Here is a 22,129-nt window from a genome sequence, read left to right as displayed (position 1 = left end):
AGTCAGTTGTTGAATCCGTCGATGAGACCGAGATCGTCCACGGCGGCGTTTCCGTCGTCGAAGATAGGAGAGAGCTCGGCGATCGCCGCATGCTGGGTATCGGTGGCGTCGGAGAGGATCGTTAGTCGTAGGTAAAGGCTGGATACTGATTCCTTGAACTTGATCTCTTGCACCTGCTTGCTGTTGGGCAGGGTGCCGCTTGCGACCGTTTTCCAGTTTTTGCCGTCAAGGCTGCTTTCGATTCGGTAGTGGGCTACGCGGGCTTTGGCGCTGTTCTGACGGGGGAGGTACTTAAGTCCTGCGACCTTCAGCTCCTCTTTCATCGCAATGGTGATGGCGTAAGGATGGTCGGTGTCCTTATCGTTCCAGTCGCTGTGCCAAAAGGTGTCGGCCTTGCCGTCGAAGAGCTTGTTGAAGTCGTGGTTGGGATGGCTCGTGCCACGAGTCAGTTCGAAGCTGTAAGGCTTGACCTGGAAGAAGCTGGCCAGAGTCTTGGCATCGATCTGGAAGTCCGGAGCGAAGGAATCGCTGGAAAGGTATTCGAGCAGCGAGGCCTTCAGTTGGCGGGCCACGATGCGGCGTTCCGGATCGGACTCGAGGTCGAGGGTGCAGACGAAGAGCTTGCCGGGACCGACCTTGGCTTCCCACATGATCGCCGGGAGGCTGTTGCGATTGTACTTGTCGATAAATTGCATGACCGGCTCGAAGTCGGGTCCGAGGGAGTCGGCGGCGATGGAAGTAGATTCAGCCAGCAGTTCCCACCATTGCCAGTCGGTGTGGGTATCGGTCGGGAAGGATCCGAAGGCGGGGTGGTCGCTATCGATGAGCGTTCCCAGCGAACCTGCTTGGTTCGGGAAGTGTAGTGGACTCCAGAATACAGGAATGAAGCGGCCGGCCAATGGATTGGTCAGTTCCTCTACGGCGGGCAGGAAGAGCACGTTTTCTCCCGCTGCGAGGGCGTCGAAGAGCGGCTTGCCGTAGCGGCGGATGACGGTGACGTCTGCTGGATCGTTTGCGGGCTCCTGGGGGTAGACCCAGATATTCCACGCGTTGCGGTAGTCGGTGCCTTTGACAGCGACCTCGACCGTGAGCTTGCTGGCCATTTTGATGGAGTGGAGGGGCGCTCGGATGGCCCCTAGGTCGTGACCGTTTCCGAGCGGGACCTCGCGGACGGGCAAGTTTGCCTTGGCGATCGTCTTGCCGTCTTCGGTCTTTATGCTCCAGGCGATCCTAGCGTTCTTGAGGGCGGCGTCGGAGAAGTTGGCAATTTCAATGTCGGCGGCGAAAGTCTCGTCGTTGCTCCAGGCCATCTTCGGCATCTTGATCAGGGGCACCACGGGCGAAGTGAATTGGCGGAACTCTTCAGGAGTAACCAATCCCTTGGATTCCCAGAACGCGTCGAGGATTCCCACCGTAGCGGTGCTTTGGCCGGGGAAGTCGTTGAGATTCAGAAGTTGGATACCGGATAGGTCTTCGGTACGGAGGGCGCGTTCGATGTCTTCCTTGTAGAGGATAACGGCGAGTTTGCCGGAGTTGAACGTGTAGTCGTCGGCCTTGTGGAGACGACCTTTGGCTTCGAGGTCCTGCTTGATCGCCTCGAAGTTGAGGGCGCGGAGGTTTCCGTCGTATTTAGGAAGCTCGGCGAGATTTGGATACACGTTGTACTGGCCGACTTCGTGGGTGATAAGCGGGACGTCGATGCTGGACATGCCTTCCGCGTAGTCGCTGTCGGTGGTGGGCCAGGTGGTATTGATGAACCCTTGGCCGCGAACCCAGCCAGTGTTGGTGCGCTGGGTGATGAAGATGTCGTCTTCGGGTCCTTCCTTGGCGCCTCGCTCGGAGAAGGAGTAGGTGGTGCTGGTGTAAAGCAGGTGGGGAGCCTTTTCGCGAAGGCGACGAATGAGGCCGTCGAGGTAGTGGTAGTCGCCGATGAGTTCGTTGCCCATGCTGAAGAAGACAAAGGATGGGTGGTGGCTGTATTCGCGCAGGATGCGGTAGCCTTCCTCTTCGAGCCAAGCGTCCACCACGGGATCCTGACCGTTCTTGAAGGTCCAGTTGGGGAGTTCCGGCTGCAGGTAGACGCCTAACTTGTCGGCGGACTCGAAGGCGGCTTTGGGTGGGCACCAGGAGTGGAAGCGGACATGGTTGAGTCCGTATTCGCGGACCGTCTTGAAAATCTTGTCCCAGCTGGCGACGTCTGTCGGCGGGTAGCCAGTTTTGGGAAAGATCGCGCAGTCGAGGGTTCCACGCATGAAGGAGACCTTGCCGTTGATCGTAATGTGGCGGTCGTCTGTATGGATCTCGCGGATACCGGAAACGAGCTGTTCGCTGTCAGAGATTTTTCCGGCGGAGAGTTGGGCTTCGAACGTGTAGAGCTGGGGAGCGAACTCGGACCAGAAACTGAGTTTATCGGCAGGTAGCGTAAGGGTGTGACGGGAGGTGCCGCTAGGAGCGATGAGGGAAAGCTCGCTGGAGGCTGCCGCTTTTCTGTCGCCCTTGGCTGTGGCGGTGAGCTGAACGGTAGCCTTTTGGCTTTCTCCGGTGGCGTTGGATACTTCGAAGGTGACTTGGACGTTCCCGTCGATCGGCTGCGGTTCGACCGATAGCCATGCGAGGGAGAGCGGCTCAAGCTTACGGAGCTCCATGCGGCCGAGGATGCCGTTCCAGATGCTTTGGGTTTGCTCGGTGTAGGCGTGGCCGAGGGTGCCGATGTCTACGTGCATTCGATTGTCGATGCGCACCATCAGCGTGTTCTTTCCAGAGCGGATCTTGCCGCTAAGGTCGAAGCGGTGCGGTGCGATGAGCGAGTCATGGGTATCGATCTTCTCGCCGTTGAGCCAAACGTCGCTGCGCCAGAGGACGCGTTCCAGCAGGAGCTCGACGGGCGCCTTGGCCCAGGAGGCGTCCACTTCGAAATCGCGCGAGTACCAGGCGGCCCCGATGTAGCGATTGCGCTGGTGGAGGTATTCGAAGACTTCCTTGGTGAGGGCGGGCTCGAGGGCAAGCGGGGTGCCGAGGCCGGCTTCGCCGATGGTGCCGGGAAGCTGGATTGGCTTCGCTTCGATGTCCTTGGGCCAGCGGTTCGGGGCGAACGGCTCCTCGGTGTCGAGACGCACCTCCCAGGTGCCCGACAGGTCGAGGGTATCGCTTGCCTTCGCCATGTAGTTAGCGAAGACGGCTAGGCCGATGGCAAGGAAGCAGCGGATGAATAGGTGGAACGATTGGGAATGCATGGACTAATTTTTGGGCGTTTAGGCTGCGTCGCTGTGATGGCGTGGCAGGGGGCGGGAACTAGTTCTGAGAGGTGAGTTCGCGTTCGATGTCCTCGAGGGATTTGCCTTTGGTTTCCGGTACTTTCAGAGCGAATACGAAGAATCCGACGGCGCAGATAATTCCGTAGAGCCAGAAGGTGCCTGAGGCGCCAAGGGCCGCGTTGATCGGTGGGAAGGTCTGCACCAGCAGGAAGTTGGCGATCCACAGGCTGGATACGCAAACCGCCATGGCGGCTCCGCGAACGCGATTGGGGAAAATTTCGGAGAGTAGTACCCAGGTGATCGGGGCAAGGGTCATGGCGTAGCAAGCGATAGCGGCGAGTACGATGACCAGCACGAAAGCGCCTTCCACTTCGAAGAGATACAGGGCGCCCATGATGGCGTAGATCACGGCCAAGCCGCCAGCTCCGAAGAGCATGAGGGGGCGGCGACCCAGCTTGTCGACCACGAAGATGGCGACGAAGGTGAAGACAAGGTTTACGCCGCCGGTCCAGACGATATTGGTCATCTGGTCGCTCAAGTCGTAGCCGGCGGAGGCGAAGACTTCGCTGGCGTAGTAGAAGATGGTATTGATGCCGCACCATTGCTGGAACATGGCGATGAACACGCCCAGCAGGACGACTCCGAAGAGCTTCTTTTGCAGCAGTTCTCGGAGGCGGAAACGGTCGGTGTCCTTGGAGAGGGTCTGACCGATGTCGTCGACTTCGAAATCCGCGTAGGCCTTGCCGCCGATCTTTTCCAAAACGGTGGCCGCTTCGCTGCGGCGGTTTTTCTTGATCAGCCAGCGAGGCGATTCCGGTATGAAAAATGCCAATACAAGGAAACCTGCGGCCGGGAGGGCTTCAGCGGCGAACATCCAGCGCCAGCCTTGTTGTCCGTTCCAGGATTCGAGGATCGTCGCGGCGGTGGCGGCGGTGTCGATGGGCGCGTAGTTGTAGATGGCGAGGTTCACCAGCTGGGCTGCGAGCACGCCGATGACGATGGTGAGTTGGTTTATGGATACGAACCTGCCTCGCATGCTGGAAGGCGAAACCTCGGCGATGTACATGGGCGAGACGTTGGAAGCCAGGCCGATGCCCACGCCTCCGAGGATGCGGGCGAGCACGAATCCGGTAAGGCTGCCCGCCAAGGCGGTCCAAACCGCGGAGGCGGTGAACATGACGGCGGCGAGGATGAGGATGCGCTTTCTGCCTAAGCGGTCGGTGATGGCGCCGGAGAGGATAGCTCCCGCAAGGCAGCCGAGCAGGGCCGATCCAGCGGCCCAGCCGGCCATCCAGGCGTTTTCCTCTCCGGTGAGGCCGAAGAAGGGCTCGTAGAAGGCGCGAGCCCCGCCAATGACCACCCAGTCGTAGCCGAAGAGCAGACCGCCCATGGCGGCTACGAGGGAGATGCAGAAGATGTATTTTCCGTTGAAGTTATGGTTTGTTTGCACGGGGTTCTAAGGGGTGACGGGAGCGTTTGTGTCGAGGTTTAGCAGAGATTTGCGCAGGAGCGCTCCACGGTGGAAGGGAGCTGCTGCAAGGAGGCGATCGAATGTTTCGCTTGCCTTGTCCGCTTCGCCGAGGCCGATGTAGCCGAGGGCGGAGATGAAGAGGCAATGGATACGGTTCTGCTCGTTCAAGTCTTCATCGAACACGAGAAAGTCCGGGAGGGAAACCGCGAAATAGTCCATCTGCACCTCGTCGTCGATATGTTCGTCCGCGTAGCTGACCAAGCGTTGGAAGATGGCGCGGGCGTCCGCCTCGCGGCCCAGCTTTTGCTTGGCCAAGCCTTGGAAGAAGATGCTTTCCGGCGGCTGGTCGTTGTAGTACATGGCGGTGGTGGGTTCGGTGAGGCCGACGGAGGCGGACTCGAAGCACTCCCGCGCCTTGTCCGTTTCGCCCAGCCCTTCGTAAGCGCAGCCGAGGTAGTAGAGGATGTCGTTCTCCTGGGCTCCGTGCAGCTTGCCTTCGCCGAGGTTGTCTGGATAGGAGCGGGTCTCTTCCAGGTGAGCGATGGCCTCGGCGAACTGGCCGTCCTGCAGGGCTTGCTTGGCGAGGCCGAGCAGGCTGGCGGTGTACTGGTAGGCGACCTTGCCTTCGCCGCCTTCCCAAGGATGGAAGTTGCGCGTTTCGAGGATGGCGAGAGCATCCTGGTAGCGGCCTTGCAGGTTGTAGAGGGAAACGAGTTCTACGGTTTGGTCGTCGCGTTCCAGGACCAGCTCGCGGTGGGCCTCCATGGAGGCGAGGCGCTCTTCGAGCGAGACGCCGGTTTTCTTGCGGAGCTGGTCGAGCTCGAAGAAGATGCGGGCGTCGTCGGGGGCCAGGGTGAAGGCGGTTTCCAGCCCTTGCTCCGCGGCTTCGGCGTGTTGGCGCTTGTTCATGTAGGCGAGGCCGAGGTTGCGCCAAGGGATGGCGAAGTTCGGATCCAGCTCGACGGAACGTTCCCAGTTTTGGATGGCATCGTCGTATTGACGACGCGAATACCAGAAGTTTCCGAGATAGTAGGGAGCCTTGGAGTCGGCGGGCACTGTCTCGATCGCCGCGGTGAGAGCGGCTACGCACTCGTAGCGATTGGGGAAGCAGTAGTCGGGAGAGGCTGCGGAGGCTTTCTTGAAGGCTTCCCCTGCAGCTTCTTGGTTGCCGCGCTCGAGCTCGATCCAGCCTGCGTAGTAGTTGACCATCGGGTAGTCTTGCGGCGCTTCCGCCAAGAGGGCTACAGCTTCCTCGAAGAAGCCCGCTTCCGTGTAGTCGAGGGCGATTTCAATGTAGTTGTGCACGTATCCACGAATGAGAGACGCGAATTCGCTTTGGCCGGTAATCAGGAGCTTTTCGCGCAAGGCGCCGAATTCGATGGCGTCATGGGAAAGGGCGGTTTCGATTTCGGCTTTAGCTTCCTGCTCGCGATCCAGCTGACGCAAGACCGCGATTTTTAGGTGACGGGCCTTGTGGTGGTGGATGTTGCGGCTGAGGGAGCGGTCAACTTGCTCGAGGGCTTGTTCGAAGTTGCCGTCGAGACAGGACAAACGGGCTAGCTCGAAGTAGCCGGCGCACTGCCATGCGTCGTTCCAGACCGACTTGTGCAAGGCGTCGAATGCTTCCTGGCGCTTGCCTTGGCGCTTCAGGGCGAGGCCGAGGTTGTAGTAGGCTTCGCCGTCGTAGGGGTTCGGGTTGCGCAGGGTTTGGCGTTCGACCGCTTTGCGGAAATAGGTTTCGGCGCAGGCGGGTTTCCCGGCTCGCAGGAGCAGGAGACCCATAGCGTTGTTGCAACGGCTGTCGCCCGGATCGCGGCGGAGGGCTTCTTCGTAGAAGGGCTCCGGGCGGTAGGTGGCGTGGCGGTACTGCTCGAGGTGCAGGCCGTTGAGGAAGAGTTCTTCGACCGAGTCGATGTCCTGCGGAACCTTGGCCGGTGTGGCGGCGTCGGGTACGGGGGGCTTTTCTTCGGGGAGCGGCGTAAAGCTGAGCTTCCGCTTGGCCGAGCGGACGGTGAGGGTGAAGTCTTGATCGGCGAGGTCTTTGGCGACGGAGAGGGTTTCGATAAACGGTGAGGTCGGATCCAGCTCCAGCTCCTTTTGCCAGATCTGGTCGCCCTTGGCGCTTAAGGTAACGGTAACCGTGTCATGGGATGTTAGATACACGCCGACACGAGCGGAATCGCCCTTGCGGTCGAGGCTGAGCACGCCGTTCTTGTCCGCGTTGCTCGCGGGGCCGATGCCTTTGTACGGCATGAAGATTTGGGTGAAGCGTTTCTCCTCGCCAGGCATGAGCCAGGTGAAGTCCGGTTGGTTGTCCGTATAGGCGCCGCACATGAGCTCGATGTAGGGGCCGTTTTCGTCGGTGAGCTGACGATCCCAGACGCGGCCGAAGTCGCCGTTGCCCCAGGTCCACTGCTTCTTGCCGGGAACCACGTGGTGGTTGGCGACGTGCAGCATGCCTGCTTGCGGGCCATGGTCGTAGCAGCCCACGAAGTCGAAGTCGGAGTGGTAGGCCATGTAGGAGGTTGGCACCGGGATATTCTTGTAGCGGGAGATATCGGTGCCGGGAGAGTAGTCCATCTTGTAGTACTCGCCGGTGGCGATCGGGAAATCGGATACGGCGCGCTTGCCGTGGTCCATGACAGCGTGCACGTCGGGTGGGAATACGGATTGGTAGTCGTCGTTGACGGCAACGGCGGGATTCGCCCACCAGAGGAAAGTTTGCGGCTCGCTGGTGCGGTTGTAGAGGCGAACGTCCAGCTCGAGGTAGGCCTTTCCTGGATACAGGCGGAAGCCTACAAGCGCCTTGGTGCGGAACATGCGTTCGATTTCGCCGATCCAGACGGTGGCGGATCCGTCGTCGTGCTTTTCTAGGCGATGGTCGGTCGGGTCGAAGGTGCTCGGACGGTGGTGCTGCGGCCAGTTGAATTCGATGCCGCCGGAGATCCAGGGTCCGGTGAGCCCGACGAGGGCGGGCTTGATGACGTCGTTTTGGTAGACGAAGTTGTAGTCGTTCGTCTTGTCGTAGGCGGAGTGGACGCGGCCTCCCAGCTCGGGAAGGAGCATGACCTTGATGTATTCGTTTTCAAGGTACACGGCTTGATAGTCCTTGTCCTGCTTTTCGTCGAAAATCTTCTCGATGACTGGGTGCGGGTAGACGGCGCCGGAGCTGCCTTGGTAGACGCGCTTCTCGAGAAACATCGGATTGCGGTTGGGCTTTCCGATTCCGTAAGTCGGGAGGGATACGGTTTCCTCCCAGATTTCGACTGGCTTGATTGTGCTCATGCGTGATTGAAGGTAAATTGAGGTTCGGGTGAGATTTCTCGCTCGATGGGGTGAGCGGAGGACGGGACGATATTAGCTAAAAACTGCCCAAATCCCAATATCCTAAACTGTTAGAAAAGATGGATTATATTGCCTAAGTAAGGTGGCGTCGCCCCGAAGCGAGGCGACGCTGGAAGTTAGGCTTACTTTTGGCTGCCCCACCAGCTGGGGTTCGGGCTCCAGTCTTCTTCGAGGATTTGGGCGGCGGCCTTCTCCTGACGCTCCTTGTAGGGACCGGGGATGCGGGCCTGGGCTTCGGCAAATCGCTTCTCGTCGAAGTTTTCGTTAGGCAGCGGCATTTTGGCGTCCATACCCGAGAGCCAGTTTTGGAGCTTTTGGTGGAGTCGCTGGGACTGCTCTGGGTACATGGCGACGAGGTTGTTGCGTTCGCCCGGGTCCTGGTCGAGGTGGTAGAGCTCGATGGACTTGGTTTCGTGGAATAGGACGAGCTTCCAGTGTCCGTCACGAATAATGGATACGGGATCGCCTCCTTGGTTGCCGTAGTGCGGGTAGTGCCAGTAGAGGGCTCGGTCGGGAAGGGGCTTGTTCTGGAGGGCAGGGGCGAGGCTAACGCCGTCGGCGTGCTCCTCGGGACGGAGCGGCAGTCCGGCGAGGTCCAGGATGGTTGGGTAGACGTCGGTGCCGATGACGGGCTGGTCGGATACGGTACCGGCAGGGATGGTGCCGGGCCAGGAGACGAAGAAGGGGACGCGTATGCCGCCCTCCCACTGGTAGCCTTTGCCGCCGCGCAGGGGCAGGGCTGAGGTGGCCCAGTGGTCGCCGGAAGCGACGCCGCCGTTGTCGGAGGTGAAGACGATGATGGTGTCTTCCGCGAGGCCGTTCTTCTCGAGGGCTTCCATCACGATGCCGACGGCTTGGTCCATGGCTTCGATCATGCCGCCGTAGATGGGGTTGTCCTGAACGATGCGGATCGGATTGCGGGCTTCGACTCCCATGCGATGGGCGGGCTGGGGTTGTTGGGCGGCTTTTTGGCGGTACTTTTCCCAGAGCTCCTTGGTGGTTTGGGCGGGACCGTGCACGGAGTAGAAGCAGAGGGTGGCGAAGAAGGGACGGTCTGCGTTGCTCTCGATGAATTGGGCGGTCTCGCGGCCGAGGCGCAGCGGCAGGTACTCGCCGTCAGGGCCGTCTTCGAGACGCGGGTTGCCGTAGGGCGAGAAGTAGCCGCCAGGAGGGCCTCCGCGGTCGAAGCCACCCTTGTTGATATCGAAGCCGTGGTGCTCGGGCCAATCGGTTTCGCGGTCGCCGAGGTGCCATTTGCCCGCGAAGAAGGTGGCGTATCCGGCTTCCTTGAGCGCTTCGGCGATGGTGGTGCGCTCGTGCGGGAGTTCGTGTCGGTAGGTAGGCGGAAGCATGCGGGTGTTGCGGTCCCACTCCTCTTCTTCGGGAGCGCCGATCCAGTCGGTGACGCCGAGGCGAGCGGGATACTGTCCGCTCATGAGGCTGGCGCGCGAGGGGCTGCAGACCTGGCAGGCGGCGTAGCCGTCGGTGAAACGGGCCCCGGAATTAGCGAGCCGGTCCAAGTTTGGAGATTCGTAGAATTCGCTGCCTTGGACCGAAAGGTCTTTCCATCCGAGGTCGTCGGCGACGATGAGCACTACGTTCGGGCGCTTCTGGGCGGCTTGGGCCTGCGGTGTTGCGAGTGGGCTCGAAAGCGCGAGGCCGATTGTTAAGAGCGTGAGTTTGTTAATCATTGTGTTGATCGTGTGGATACCGGTTTTTTCGAAAGCGGGAATAGCAAGGGCTCCAAGGTGAGATTTCGATCTCGGTCCCAGGAGCCCCGTTTAAAAGAAATTTATCGTATCAGACCATCGACTACATATGGACGTTGAAGGTGAGACGAACCGATTGCGGGTCGTGGAAGGTTGCCGCGTCGACGATGTCTGGATTGCTGTAGTTCTCTCCTTGGACGGGAGCGTAGCGAACGGGAATTAGGCCTTCCTTTTCGAAGAGGTTGTTCACGTTCAGCTGTATGCTGGTGGCCGCTTTGCCGAAGAGCTTTTGCTTGAAGCGGTAGCGGAGCATGAGGTCGACGTAGCTTAGGTCGTCGCCCTTGAGGATGTTGCCCTCTCCGTCGACGCCTACGATGTTGGCGCTCTGGTAGCGTAGGCCGCCTCCGATGGTGAGTCCCTTGGCTTTGCCCTCGGTGAAGTCGTAGGCGGTGAAGAGGTTGTACTTGAACTCGCGCAGGCCACGCTTCACTTCCTCGCCGCGACGGTAGAAGAGGAGGTCGCTCATCCAGCGATCGTAGAATTGGTCGACCGTTTCGCCGGGCTCGCCAGGAGTGGGGGAAGAGCCAACTTCAGTGCTGCCGTTGATTCCGTCTAGGCCGAGCACCCATTCCTTGGATGAATCCAAGAGTCGTTCCGCGTCTGCATAGGCGTTGAAGCGAATGCGGTCGGTGGAGGAGGCGTTGAAGTTCAGGCGCCAGTTTTTGCTCAGATTCGCGGTGGAGGTTAGCTCCCAACCGGAGGATTCCTCGTCGAAGAGGGTGCCGTTGGAATCGATGTAGCGAATGTCCGCGGTTTCCTGGTCGATGAAATCGCGATCGACGAGGAGGTTGAGGATGCCATTTTCGCGGGAGGTGGTAATGTTCCAGCCGTAGGACCAGTTTTCCGTATCCATCACCTCAGCTTCGTAGTAGGTGAGGCGGCCGGTGATCTTGTTGTCCATCAATTGGAACATGATGCCAGCGTCCCAACCGCTGCCTTGCGGAGGCTCGGGAGTTCCGGTCTGGATGGGACGGGTGAGGTCTTCCGGCAGAACCGAGATGAGGAAGTTCGGGTAGTTGGTGTTTTCCGAACGGTTGTAGAAGAGGCTGAACGTGTCGGTGAGGTGGTAAACGCCGCCTGCGGTGATCGTTTCCGAATCGAAATCCTGCAGGTTAGGGGAGTCGTAGTCGATCATGTAGTAGCCATCGTCGCCGCGCACGGTGTCGTGGGTGAGGTTCTCAACCTTGTCGCTGCGGTAACCGAGGGTGGTGACCAGCTTCTTGTCCATCCAGTAGCTTTGGGCCCCGAGGAGGATGGAGTCAGTATCGACGCGGTCGTCGTTTTGGTTCTGGTCGCGAATGATCCAGTCCATGGATACGGTCTTGTCGTCGTAGAGCGCGTTGTTGCTCAGCGTAGGGGCTCCGTTGATACGCGTTTCCCAGCTCGGAATGTGGAAGTTTTCCCAGTCTCCCAGTTCGGTGAAATACTGGCGGAATGCGGGACGGTAGCGAGCGTTGTCGGGGGTGGCGCCCCAAGAGCCGATAATGTCTTCGTCTGTTATCGCCAAAGTTTCGTTGGTGAAGGCCTGGATTTGGTCGTCCTTGGACCACATGGCTACGAAGTTATGGGTACCCATGCGCTCGGTATCGAGCTTGTAGCCGAGGGTGGCTCGGTACGTATCCGAGGAGATGTTACGGGTACGCTTGTCCCAGCGGCCTTCGAGGTAGTACTGTCCAACGAAGGGGTTAGGACTGCCGTCGATCCGATTTTCGTTGGGATCGATCTGCAGGCTGCTGGATTCCGTCCAATGGCTTACCCAGTCTGACTCGGTGCGGTGGTAGGCGAGCTCGACGAAGAGGTCGCCGAGCTGTTGCTCCGCAATGAAGGTGTGGGTATTGTAGTCGAGTTCCCGCTTTGCTCCAGGGCCGGCAACGTTGACGCTGGCGGGGATGATGGATTCCGGAATGACGTTGGTATCGCCCGAGGCTGCGTTCCACCATGCCGAGTAGTTGGGGAAGTCGCTGATCGGGTTGTGGGAATTGATGGTTTCCATCTGGGAGCGGGTGTCCACCACAGTCCCGCTATTGGAAACGTAGGTCGGAACCGTGCCGCCCCACCACTGCGAACGACGGGCGCCGGGAGGGGTTGTCCACACGCCGGAGGCGAAGGTGGTGCCGTCCCATTGGCTGTAGTCGTCGGTGATCTGGTAGGGGCGAGCGACTACGTCGTCGACCGCGCCCAGTTCGAATTCGGCACGCAAGGTCGTCTTTTCGGCAAGCTTGTAGGTAGCGGCAGCGTGGATACGTTCGTCTTCCTCGTTGGTGCTGTAGCGCCAGCCGTCCGAGCTGTCCTTGAGCAGGTTGAAACGGATGGCGAGCTTGTCCTCGATTAAGGTCTTGTTGAGGTCGAGGGCGCCGCGGCGTCCATTTTCGGAGGCGAGCTGGAACTGCAGGCGGGTGAAGTCCTGGTTCGTGAAAGCTTGCTTGGTAGCAACGTTCACGATGCCGCCGGCGGAGCCGACGCCGAATAGAATGGAATTCGGGCCGCGGGATTCGTCGAGCCGTTCCGTGTTGAACACGTCGACTGGAAGATCGTAGCGGAAGAAGTTTCGCGCTCGGGAAGACTGGAATCCGCGTACGCGGAAGTTGTATCCAGGCTTTGAATCCACGTTGTCGTTACCCCCTGGGTTCGGCGACGTGTCGCCGACGCTCTTTTCGGCGCTGGCGGAGTAGTTCATGACCGACTCTAGGTCGGTGGCGCCAAGGTCTTCCAGGAAGGCTTTAGTAAAAGTGGATACGGAGGCGGCGGTGTCCTTGAGCTGGGCGTTCATGCGGGTGCCGGCCAAGGTATTTGCGGCGCGGTAGCCGTTGTCCTCGGATCCATCCACTACGAAGGGGCTAAGTTCGTAGACTTCATCCTCGTCTGACGTTTGGGCGAAAGCGGCGATCGGGAGGGCGAGCAGGGCAAGCGGACAAAGCGAGAGGCTTTTCCAGCGTAAGGTATTTCGTGGGGGGGTGTCTTTCATGTGATTATTTGTTAACCTGATGTGTCGGGTGAGTTTGATAGGGGGTGAAAGGGGCAAGCGAGAGCTCGCGGTTCGGAGCGCGGGTAGCCAATGAGGGGCAAGGGGAGACGCTACGTTCTCTAGCAGCTCGATCAGGGGCCATCGCTTTCTTTGGGGGGTGTTCGTCGCAGTATGATAAATCGTTTGTCCTAAAAATTGAATGGATGAAACATAACGAAATAATGGAATATTTTGCACCTACCAGGTGGGAGCGTTCGAATCAGGGTTGTGGGATGTCGGAATGCGGAAGTGGTTGTATAAAACGTGATTCCCCCCAGTGATACGTTGACCGCGAAGGCTCGAAACGGCAGCGTTCCGTCCTGTCGCCGGTGATTTTGCCGCTCCTTTTGACTGTCAGCAGTAGGGGAGTTCATTCGAAAAATCAGCAAAAGTGATTGCTTGCTTCGCGAAAATGACGAGGCCTGTTAAAGGAATGCTCCTTTCTTTTAGACGAAATTATCCTAATGGTATAACTTGATAAAATGACCGATCGCGTAGAAAGAATGGAACGGAAGCTCTCGGATGGCGCTGATGCGGCGACTCGCATGGAGGGATTTCGCGGTCAAAAGTTGATACGCATCCCTGCGGATTTGGAGCAGAGTTTCGCGGAAGGCCAGATGTCGAGGCAGCTCTATTTAACCGATGTGGGCTTCTATCCGCCGGTCGACTTGCATCGAGTGGATCGACGTGAAGCGCTGCAGAGCCACGTCTTGATCTACTGCGTCGGTGGCCAAGGGTGGTGCGAGTTTGAAGGCCGTCGCCAGTGGGTGAAGCGGCACAGCTTCGTGGTGCTTCCCGCCGGCGCTCCCCACGCCTACGGCAACCGGGAAGGAGAGTCCTGGGAAATTTACTGGGTGCATTTTAGAGGAGAGCAATCGGTGGTAATGGCGGAGCGCCTGTGCGGAGGCAGGTATGGGGTGGGGATTCCGCTGGCTCCTCGGCGGGAGCTATTGCAGTTGTTCCAGCAGACCATCTCCGACCTCGAGCAGGAGGCTTCCCGCGAGGCTTACTCCTTTGCGAACGCCCGGCTTTGGCACCTTCTGGGCGATATGGTTTACCGGCGCCGCTTCGATTTGGGAGGCGAAGGGAAGGTGATCGAGCGTTCCTTGGAGATCATGAAGGCCCGAGTGGAGGAGACTCTGACGCTGGGTGAGCTTGCGAGCGAGCTGGGCCTAACTCCGACTTACTTTTGCCGCCTGTTCAAGCAGCGCATCGAACAGGCTCCGATCGACTACTTTATTCGTCTGAAGATTCAGCGAGCCTGCCAGTATTTAGATTTTAGTGACATGGCAGTGCAGGAAGTGGCGGCCGCTCTCGGTTACGCTGATCCCTACTACTTTTCCAGAGTGTTCAAGCGAATCATGGGTGTGTCGCCGGCCCAGTATCGGAAGGGAAACCAACACTAGGTTCGCGGTGGCTGAGGCCGATGCGGACGCCGCAAAGAAGGGAGAGACTTGGCGTCTCTCCCTCCTGCATGTTATTGCTGAGCCAAAGCTCGTGCTCGCTTTTGTCGCTTTTGTTCTCGGCGTGCGAGTTCCTCCGCAAGAAGCGATCGCGCTTGTGGCGTGAGCTGCTTCGGATCGAGTTGTTGCAGGTAAACCGTAGTCTTGGACGCGTATTGATTTTTCAATGACACGTTGTCGGTTGCTACTTCATAGAGGGATGCTAATCGCCTCCACCATTGTTTTATCATGGTAAAATCAGTTTATATAAAAATGGGTTGGCAGGGGACGGCTGTCCTGGAGCCGCCATGCCGAAGGTTTGGTTTAGTCGCAGTCGCAGAGCTCGCTCCGCTACTTGAAAGTGCGGTGGCAAGGCGAGGGCTTCGCTCGCGGGGAACCCGATCAACCGATGGGCGAACCCGTTACCCTAGCATCGCGGCGCGCGTGCTGTGGGACTGCTTTTAGCTTGGAAGTATGGCGGAAGGCGGCGGTGACCGACAGCCAGTGCTCGAAGGAGCGAAGGCGCTATGCGGCGAATCTGCAATCTCGGCGCGGCGTGGGGCGATGGCGGTTGACGGAGGCCTCAGCCTGTTCCGCTCGCTCGCGAAAAAGAAATCCGTCTGCGGGGATTCCTTTAGGAGGGGAATTTGCAGCGTCGGTATATCGTCGTGCCGACCGATCGCCCGGCAGCCGGGGTGGCTGGGGCTTGAGATCGTGGCCGTGGCGTCGTCGCTGGCGTAGGGCAGGTTAGGGCTCTCGTATCCGCTCGGCGCGAATGCGATAAATGCCGCTATGATTAACTGCCAAAGTGCGCTCAAAGTATTTGTCGGGTTCCCGTAACTCAGGTTTTGATGACGAACGAAGGGGGCATGTCAACTGCGCTAAACGCGCAGGTGACTTCAAAAGGCGAAAGCGAAGCAGGCCGGTAACGGGTTGGCACGAAAAAGGAGCGACTGTGATGGGTCGCTCCTGTTGGTTTCGCTCCTGCAGGGTTTGGCCTGGCGCCCTTGCGGGTTGGTGGCGCTATGCTTTGGCGAGCTGACGCAGGGCCCGCGGCAAGCGAGCTGTGCGCCTCATGCGATGGATGACGCGTTCCCGTTTGTAGCGAGCGAGCCTTACGCGATGCCGCAGTTGGCGCTCGGTCTTCTCGAATGCGGCGTCGAGAGCCGCGTATGCGTTTTCGGATTCGGCGCTGGCCACGATGTCAGGTCCCCGCAGTTCGGTGATGGTGCGGGTCTGGAATCGCTTATCGGCAGCGTTTCCCGAGTCGAGGTCGAGTTCCACTCGAATGCGGATCACGTCATCGTAGTGGTGGAACAGGCGACTGAATTTTGAGTTTACGAAGGTTTTTACGGAGTCGGTGATTTCGAAGTGGTTACAGCTTATTATAATTCTATTCATTTTTAAGTTATTGCGTATTAGGGCTGTTGATTGTCGTTCTAGGCGAGGCGACGATCGCCTCCCGCCAAGGGGTGCGCCCACATGGAATGCAGTAGACGCGACTGGGCATAGCCAGGTACGGCTGCGTGGCGCTGCGGCGCTCTTGATATGCCGGTTGTGTAGGCTGAAAACAGGGCCCACTCGCTAAATGGGCAAGCGGCGTAGGCGATGTTTGGCGTGTCCGGTAGCCTCCGTGCCTCTTCTCTGCGCGGCTGTGCAACCGCCGATAGGGCTACCGGCCTAGTCGAGGTAGATGAGCGGGGCGTTTTGGCCTTCGGCAAAGACGCGTCGGTTTTCTGCTCTCATTGGACTCATGGCATTCTTATATAGCGTTTCGCTAAGATCTTAGTCAAGGCCTGCGCAAATTGTTCCCCTAAAAACAATATATAATGATGAAATATAGGGAAAGGGCGTTGGAGGCGCGCTCCGGCTACCTGCGCGCGCTTGCTAAGGCTACGACCGTTGCCGGTTTCTGAATGCAGAGAGTGGAACGCTTTGGCCAAATCTCAACTTGCCCGCACGGTCGCTTAGGTAGGGGGCGCGGCCAGGGCCGAGTAAAGGTGGAGATTCATTCTCTTAATTAAATAGCGTAATGCGATATAAACCTTGGCAAAGGAGCGAGCGTGGTCAAGCTTAGGCGACAGATGAGCAGCAAGGAGAACTCGACCCGCATGCAAACGCAATGCGCCCACTTGGGCGGACGTCCGACCGGTAACGAACCGTTCGTACCTGCCATCGCCCAGAGTACGGTGTTCAACCTAGGGACGGCGGCGGAAGCGGAGGCTATCTTTGCCGGAGAGACGCCGGGTTACGCCTACACGCGCTTCGGAAACCCCACGGTGCAGAAGCTGGCCGACGCAGTGCAAGAGCTGGAAGGAGGCTCCGGCGCCCTAGTGACGAGCTCCGGAAACGCAGCGACGCTCTGCGCGGTGACGATAGCTATGGCCGGACGCAAGGGCAGCTTGGTTACCCACCCGGACCTTTATGGGGGGAGTCACGAGCTGCTTTCTATATTAAGGGAAGTCTATGGCTTGCCGGTAGAGATTGTGGATCCCAGCGACGAGGCTCGGTGGTTGAAGGCGGTGTGGCAAGCGGGGGCGGTTTTGCTGGAGACCCCTTCGAACCCTTTGATGCGCTTGATCGACTTGAAGTCGACGGTCGATGCGGCTCATGGCAACGGCGCGGCGGTGATCGTGGACAATACGGTGGCCACGCCTTTCAACCAAAAGCCCTTTTCCTTCGGGGCGGACTGGGTGGTGCAATCGACTACCAAATACCTCAACGGACACTCGGATGTCGTAGGGGGCTGCTTGGTGAAGCGTGAGAAGCTGACGGCTCAGGACCGTCGGATACATAAGAATTTAGGCGGAACCGTGAACGCGATGGAGGCCTGGTTGGTACTGCGCGGAATGCGTAGCTTCGCCTTGCGCATGGAGGCTCACAATCGAAACGGGCGACTCGTAGCGGAGTGGTTAGGGCAGCAGAAAGCTGTATCCAAAGTTTATTACCCGGGCTTGGGTGGGAGCAGGCAGGGCGAGATCTTCAAGCAGCAGATGGAGGGCGGGAGCGGCTTTCTCGCCTTTGAGCTAAAAGGAGGCGGTCCGGCGGCGGAGCGCTTTTTGGATCGTATGGAATTGATCACTCATGCGGTGAGCCTTGGCGGTATGGAAAGTTTGGCGACGCGGCCAGCCATGTCGAGCCACCGGGGTTTAAGCGTCGAGGAGCGTCAGGCTGCCGGGATCGCCGAAGGCTTGATCCGCCTCTCAGTAGGAACCGAGGCGATCGAGGATTTGCTGGAGGATTTGGAGCGGGCCTTGGGGGAATAGGATTTTAAAGGAGGAAAGGAGCGATTGCTTGAAGTAGAAGCCGGCGCTGGGCCGTTGAGCAAGGGGAAGGAAAAATGAATACGAAGAGATGGTATTTTGCGGGGAAAGAAAATTTGCTGGGGAAGCGAATTGCTCAGCGCGTTGAGGAGCTCGAGAGCTCGTTGGCAAAGGAATCTTGGTTGCCTATTAGCCTGCGAGGACTGCTGGCGGTGGAGCTACCTCAAATCTTAAAAACGGTACGCTCCGGAGGCATAGCCTGGAAGAAGCGCGTTTCGAAGCAGTTGCTGGTGGTATCGATGGCAAGCTGGATTTACGGGCCTAGCCCTTTGCTGTCGAAAACGGTAGCGGGAATTCAAGCCCTGGAGCTTGAAGTGAACGGCTCCCAATCCCACGAGCGCGAGCTTAGCGACGCGGAAGGAGAGTCCTAGTTCGGCGAGGCGACGCCTTCAATTAGCGACTCCCGAATGGGGCACTCTCTGGAGGGATCAGTTGGTAAAGAGCTGCGAGAAAGCGTGTTCAGTGATCTTGGCGGCGACGGGATTCTTGACGCGGCGTTCGCCCGTGATGGCGTAGAAGTCGCTTCCGCATTCCTCCACCTTTTCGATGACTTTTAGGCCGTAGTGCTTGAGGGCCGCTTGATCGACTACGGTATGGACGGTGGTGAAGCCGAGACCGCCGGCCGCAGCGACTTCCATGAGGGTGGAGTCCTCGAATTCTCCTACGATCCGGGGGCGAATCTCCTGTTTGTCGAACCAGGTCTCGAGGGCCCATCTCATGCCCATGTTTTCGCTGGGCAGCAAGGCGGGGGCCTCGTGCAGGGATTGCGGGAAATTGCGGGCGAGCTTGCGGGCAAGGGCGGGGACAGCGCAGAAGGTTACGCCCGAGCGTCCAAGTCGGTGGTTGTAGGTTTTCGCTTTGTGGATGCTTGTCGCAGGTTCGTCCGCAAGGACCAGGTCCAAGCGGTGGGCCTGTAGTTGATTTATCAAGACGGACAGCTCGCCCTGCCTGGCGACGATCTGGGTGGAGCGCGGAAAATGGTAGGCTGGCTTCAAGCACTCGAAGGCGATCAGCTTGGAGAGCGAGTCGGTCATGCCGACGTTCAGTCGCAGGGATCGGCTGGAGGAATCGTTGCCCACCGCGTTGGTCAGCTCGCGTCCCAGCGAGAAGATTTCGTCGGCATAGGTCAGGGCGACCTGGCCCGCTTCGCTCAATACGAGATTGCGTCCGCTGCGGTGGAAAAGCTTTTCCCCGATGGATTCCTCGAGCAAGCGAATTTGGGCGCTGATGGACGGTTGGGACACGCCGAGCTCTTCTGCGGATTTTCGAATGCTCCCCGTCTTGGCAACGGTCCAGAAGTAGCGGAGGTGATGATAGTTCAGGAAGTCCATGCTGAAGGAACGTATAACTTAAAACTAAGATAACAACTCATTTATAGTAATAGACAAAGGATAGAGTCTCGGGTATTATGAGCGGCGTCAGGAATGAAAACGATTTGTAACATTGGTTATAGCGAAAATTTGATTGAGGCTGATTTGCAGCAAGCGAATTGGATTCGCTGTGTAGAAAACGCCTTGGTGGCTCGATCGGCGGGAGGCGTCGCGGGCGGGTACCGCTTCCTGTTATGATAATAAATACGCCTTCGATGAATTTTAATTCGTGAAGGTGGACCTGCTTGTCGTCTTGCCTGCTTAGGCCGAGGATGACCAACTTTGTCGTTTATAGAATCCCATTCGGGGGACTGTATAACTGTGTTTGCAGTTTAAGGGGGTAAGTGTGCCTAAAAGGCCAAGAGTGAATTATGTTTATTTTGTATTATTTGAATCGTTCTAAGTTGAGGGGAACTGTGGGTAAACGGTGGCGAGCAGCGCTTAGGCGCGTCGTCGGTCAGCCTCGCTGCCTCCTGGTTTGGGGTGATGTTCTTGGACGAAGCGCGATGCTGGAGTTGCCTTCGTTGCAATTAGCCTTGGTTCACTCGAAACCGAACCTGGGAGAAGACTTTCCGCGTACAGCGTTATTGGAGCGCTGTTAGCAAACTAGAAAGGGCGAGAGGAGCCAGATACAGGTGCTGTCATGGTCATCTGGTTGTCCCGCTAGTGGAATAAGGAGTCACCGGATCTAGGGGTCCGGTGGCTTTTATAATGTTTGGGAACACGCTCAAAGAAGCGATCGGTCAGGATTTATTAATATGAAAACAAGAGCTTCCGGATGAGGAGGCAGGAACAGCGATAACTAAATTCAGAATATGAAAATGAAAGAAAACCCAAGTTTGTACTTATCGACCGAGGACCATCAAGTGATTACCTTATTGCTGCGCTCGATAAAATTCCCGCAAGGGTCCGCTTTGAAGCTGAAAGAAGAGCTTTCGCGAGCGATCGTCTTGGGCGATTCTCAGGTGCCTTCCGATTCGGTTGGCCTGAATAGCAAGGTCGAGCTCGAGGACTTGGACTTAGGCGAAGTGGAGACCTACGAGCTGAGTTTGCCGAGCCGAGCGAATCCCGACTTGAATCGCGTCTCTATCCTTGCCCCTTTGGGGGTGGCTTTGCTGGGCGTGCGGGCAGGCGAGGACTTCGTTTGGAATACGCCGGGAGGCTTGAGGCGGTTACGGGTGGTTCGCGTAACGCGAGAATCGAAGAAAGCATCGGTTCACGGTCCCTACAGCCTGGTTTAGGCAGGCAAAATATCGGCGCCTTATGAAGAAGAATCAATACGGAAGAACGAATCTGCGCGTTTCGAATCTTTGCCTAGGAACGGGAAGGATTGGCTATCTAAGCGATCGGTCGTCCGCGTTCGAGGTGCTGGATACCTACCTGGAGCAAGGGGGGAATTTCATTCAAACCACTTCTCACGCCTATCTGCCTTCCTTGGAGTGCAATCCCGATAAGTCCGAATCGCTGGTGGGCGAATGGCTGAGGGGAAATCCAAACCTAAGGGATGAACTTGTATTGAGTACGAGAATACGTTGTCCCGAAGGAGCCAGCGGACTGGAACTGGAATACTCGATGCGGCAGCAGGTAGAGCTTGCCGCCAAGCGGCTAGGGGTTGGCTACCTGGACATCGCCCTTTTGGACTGGTCGAATGGCTTTTTTCCGACCTATGAGGTTATGTCGGTGATGGAGCGCTTGTCGGATCGTGGACTCTTGCGTCACGTGGGTTCGATCGGATTTCCGTGCTGGCGCATCGCGGAGTGGTTGGGAAGGGGAGCGCAACCTTCGCGCATGCGGCTTGAGTCCGCTCACTTGGACGGACCGTTTACTCGCTGTTGCCTGGAGGAATTGTCGAAGGAACATCGCGTTTCGCTCGTGGTTCGTTGGCCGTTCACGGACGGCTACGAGCCGCTGTTCAGCGCGGCCCGCAGGGTCTTTGGCAGGACCTCTTTCCAGGTGGGAATGGCGTGGCTGTTTTCGAGGGAGAGCATCTGTTCGGTGCAATTCAGCCCCAAGGTGAAGTCGCAATTGCTCGCGGCCATCGAAGCGGCTCGCGTTGAGTTCGCCCCAGAGGCGCTGGCTAGTATCGAAGACGCCTACTTGCAGTGCGCCCTTCCGCCCCATTGTCCGCGAGCGGAAGAGTTCGTCCTGAGCGGTGATGGCGAAGAGCCCCTGGAGGAAGCGGACTGGCAAACGCTGCGGATTTAGGCGGTGTTTTTTCGGGCGTTCTCGAATTCCTCCTCGGCGATTTTTGCGAGAGCGAGAGCGTCGGTCCAGCGGTCGGAGTGTTCCCGCATATTCCCGGCAGCGTCGGCGTAAGTCTGTGCGTAGTAGATGGAGGGAGGCAGGAGCTCGGGGGCAAAGATAAGGGTGTCGCCGGGCTGGGCCGTTTTGAGGAAGCCTTCGAAACAAAGCCGCCATAGTTGGCGAAAATGTTCAACGTAGTCTGGTTCCGGATACCTCGTCAGTGGAGCTTGTATGGATCCGGGGCTTGCGATCCTGCCGTGCAGGAAGCGCACCCGTTCCAGCACGGGCTGGATGAAGGAGAGCTTTTCCTCCCAATCGCCGTAGACCATTTCGTGCCCGGTGTACCAATGTGAAAAGTCGCCGTTGAAGCGAATGTCAGGAAAACGTTTGGTGAACTGTACGGTGCGCCAATTGTCTTGGGTGATGGTGGCCCGGTGCGTTTCCAAGTAGAGTGGATAGCGGTAGGCGCTGGCGGTTTCGATGATCTTGGAAAGCAAGCGATCGATTTCGGCATCGCTTTCGTTACCCCAGCCGACGTGCAAGGTGGTAGCGAGCAAGCCTTCGCTCAGGTGGCTTTCGACGAGAGCTTCGAGTTCCGACGGCTGGTTGATCCTGCCGCTGCCGCAGCGTTCGAGTCCCAGCTGGGAGCAGGCGCTCTTATCCCCATCTTGCAGGCCAACGAAGGCAGCGGTCCGGATCGCCTCGTATTGTTGCGGGACGCTTAACCCGGCGAGCGGGCAGTCTTCCGGCAAGTCTCTCAGGGTGCCGCTGTTCAGGAAGAGCTTCAGGGCTGGCGGGCGCAGAGAGCGATCGTTGGTATTGGGGATACTCATCGTATTGTACGGAGTAGAGTGCTGTGAAGAAGGCGGACTGTCCCGTCGGTCTCCGGTTTATCGTAAGCCTTGGA

Annotated in this window: 13 protein-coding genes; 5 read left to right on the top strand and 8 right to left on the bottom strand. The window is 58.3% G+C overall.

All coding sequences use genetic code 11. The annotated features are described in order from the left end of the window. Positions 1-2: 2 nt before the first annotated feature. The 5 genes from QEH57_RS20790 to QEH57_RS20770 form a co-directional block, all read right to left on the bottom strand. Entirely contained in the window at positions 3-3,233 is a 3,231-nt protein-coding gene (locus tag QEH57_RS20790; RefSeq protein WP_309008711.1) for a discoidin domain-containing protein, read from the bottom strand. Positions 3,234-3,291: 58 nt separating this feature from the next. Further along, positions 3,292-4,704, bottom strand: coding sequence for a sugar porter family MFS transporter (locus QEH57_RS20785; protein ID WP_309008710.1), 1,413 nt, complete (start codon positions 4,702-4,704; stop codon positions 3,292-3,294). Positions 4,705-4,710: 6 nt separating this feature from the next. Further along, a complete protein-coding gene (locus QEH57_RS20780) occupies positions 4,711-8,010 on the bottom strand; it encodes a DUF5107 domain-containing protein (RefSeq protein ID WP_309008709.1) in 3,300 nt (1,099 codons plus the stop codon). A gap of 182 nt (positions 8,011-8,192) precedes the next feature. Then, positions 8,193-9,761, bottom strand: coding sequence for a sulfatase (locus tag QEH57_RS20775; protein WP_309008708.1), 1,569 nt, complete (start codon positions 9,759-9,761; stop codon positions 8,193-8,195). A gap of 121 nt (positions 9,762-9,882) precedes the next feature. Then, positions 9,883-12,804 carry a TonB-dependent receptor plug domain-containing protein gene (locus QEH57_RS20770; protein WP_309008707.1) on the bottom strand — a complete coding sequence of 974 codons (2,922 nt, stop codon included), beginning with the start codon at positions 12,802-12,804 and terminating at the stop codon, positions 9,883-9,885. Positions 12,805-13,346: 542 nt separating this feature from the next. On the opposite strand from QEH57_RS20770, the gene QEH57_RS20765 reads away from it, so the two are divergent. Then, on the top strand, positions 13,347-14,249 hold the full coding sequence (locus tag QEH57_RS20765) for an AraC family transcriptional regulator (protein WP_309008706.1): 903 nt from the start codon (positions 13,347-13,349) through the stop codon (positions 14,247-14,249). Between the two features lie 1,059 nt (positions 14,250-15,308). Here QEH57_RS20765 and raiA read toward each other — a convergent pair. Beyond that, positions 15,309-15,686, bottom strand: coding sequence for a ribosome-associated translation inhibitor RaiA (gene raiA, locus QEH57_RS20760; protein ID WP_309008705.1), 378 nt, complete (start codon positions 15,684-15,686; stop codon positions 15,309-15,311). Positions 15,687-16,369: 683 nt separating this feature from the next. Here raiA and QEH57_RS20755 point away from each other — a divergent pair. Beyond that, the gene (locus QEH57_RS20755; protein WP_309008704.1) at positions 16,370-17,551 is read left to right on the top strand and encodes an aminotransferase class I/II-fold pyridoxal phosphate-dependent enzyme; all 1,182 of its coding nucleotides are present in this window, start codon (positions 16,370-16,372) and stop codon (positions 17,549-17,551) included. Between the two features lie 74 nt (positions 17,552-17,625). After that, positions 17,626-17,979 (top strand): hypothetical protein, encoded by a 354-nt coding sequence (locus tag QEH57_RS20750; protein ID WP_309008703.1) that lies wholly within the window; start codon positions 17,626-17,628, stop codon positions 17,977-17,979. 57 nt (positions 17,980-18,036) lie between these two features. Here QEH57_RS20750 and QEH57_RS20745 read toward each other — a convergent pair whose 3' ends face one another. After that, complete coding sequence (locus tag QEH57_RS20745) at positions 18,037-18,939, bottom strand: LysR family transcriptional regulator (protein ID WP_309008702.1); 903 nt, start codon at positions 18,937-18,939, stop codon at positions 18,037-18,039. Between the two features lie 854 nt (positions 18,940-19,793). Between QEH57_RS20745 and QEH57_RS20740 the strand changes: the two genes are divergently transcribed. After that, positions 19,794-20,219 (top strand): GreA/GreB family elongation factor, encoded by a 426-nt coding sequence (locus tag QEH57_RS20740; protein WP_309008701.1) that lies wholly within the window; start codon positions 19,794-19,796, stop codon positions 20,217-20,219. 22 nt (positions 20,220-20,241) lie between these two features. Further along, complete coding sequence (locus QEH57_RS20735; RefSeq protein WP_309008700.1) at positions 20,242-21,183, top strand: aldo/keto reductase; 942 nt, start codon at positions 20,242-20,244, stop codon at positions 21,181-21,183. On the opposite strand, the gene QEH57_RS20730 is transcribed toward QEH57_RS20735, so the two are convergent. Next, positions 21,180-22,055 carry a hypothetical protein gene (locus QEH57_RS20730; protein ID WP_309008699.1) on the bottom strand — a complete coding sequence of 292 codons (876 nt, stop codon included), beginning with the start codon at positions 22,053-22,055 and terminating at the stop codon, positions 21,180-21,182. The genes QEH57_RS20735 and QEH57_RS20730 overlap by 4 nt on opposite strands. Positions 22,056-22,129: the final 74 nt, after the last annotated feature.

Origin of the sequence: Pelagicoccus sp. SDUM812005 (assembly GCF_031127875.1) — a bacterium.
In the GTDB taxonomy this organism is placed as follows: domain Bacteria; phylum Verrucomicrobiota; class Verrucomicrobiia; order Opitutales; family Opitutaceae; genus Pelagicoccus.
This window is presented reverse-complemented; position numbering and strand designations above follow the sequence as displayed.

Coding starts and splice junctions, on each gene's coding strand:
- QEH57_RS20790 (WP_309008711.1), bottom strand. CDS start 3,233: ATGCATTCCCAATCGTTCCACCTATTCATCCGCTGCTTCCTTGCCATC.
- QEH57_RS20780 (WP_309008709.1), bottom strand. CDS start 8,010: ATGAGCACAATCAAGCCAGTCGAAATCTGGGAGGAAACCGTATCCCTC.
- QEH57_RS20775 (WP_309008708.1), bottom strand. CDS start 9,761: ATGATTAACAAACTCACGCTCTTAACAATCGGCCTCGCGCTTTCGAGC.
- QEH57_RS20770 (WP_309008707.1), bottom strand. CDS start 12,804: ATGAAAGACACCCCCCCACGAAATACCTTACGCTGGAAAAGCCTCTCG.
- QEH57_RS20765 (WP_309008706.1), top strand. CDS start 13,347: ATGGAACGGAAGCTCTCGGATGGCGCTGATGCGGCGACTCGCATGGAG.
- raiA (WP_309008705.1), bottom strand. CDS start 15,686: ATGAATAGAATTATAATAAGCTGTAACCACTTCGAAATCACCGACTCC.
- QEH57_RS20755 (WP_309008704.1), top strand. CDS start 16,370: ATGAGCAGCAAGGAGAACTCGACCCGCATGCAAACGCAATGCGCCCAC.
- QEH57_RS20750 (WP_309008703.1), top strand. CDS start 17,626: ATGAATACGAAGAGATGGTATTTTGCGGGGAAAGAAAATTTGCTGGGG.
- QEH57_RS20745 (WP_309008702.1), bottom strand. CDS start 18,939: ATGGACTTCCTGAACTATCATCACCTCCGCTACTTCTGGACCGTTGCC.
- QEH57_RS20740 (WP_309008701.1), top strand. CDS start 19,794: ATGAAAATGAAAGAAAACCCAAGTTTGTACTTATCGACCGAGGACCAT.
- QEH57_RS20735 (WP_309008700.1), top strand. CDS start 20,242: ATGAAGAAGAATCAATACGGAAGAACGAATCTGCGCGTTTCGAATCTT.
- QEH57_RS20730 (WP_309008699.1), bottom strand. CDS start 22,055: ATGAGTATCCCCAATACCAACGATCGCTCTCTGCGCCCGCCAGCCCTG.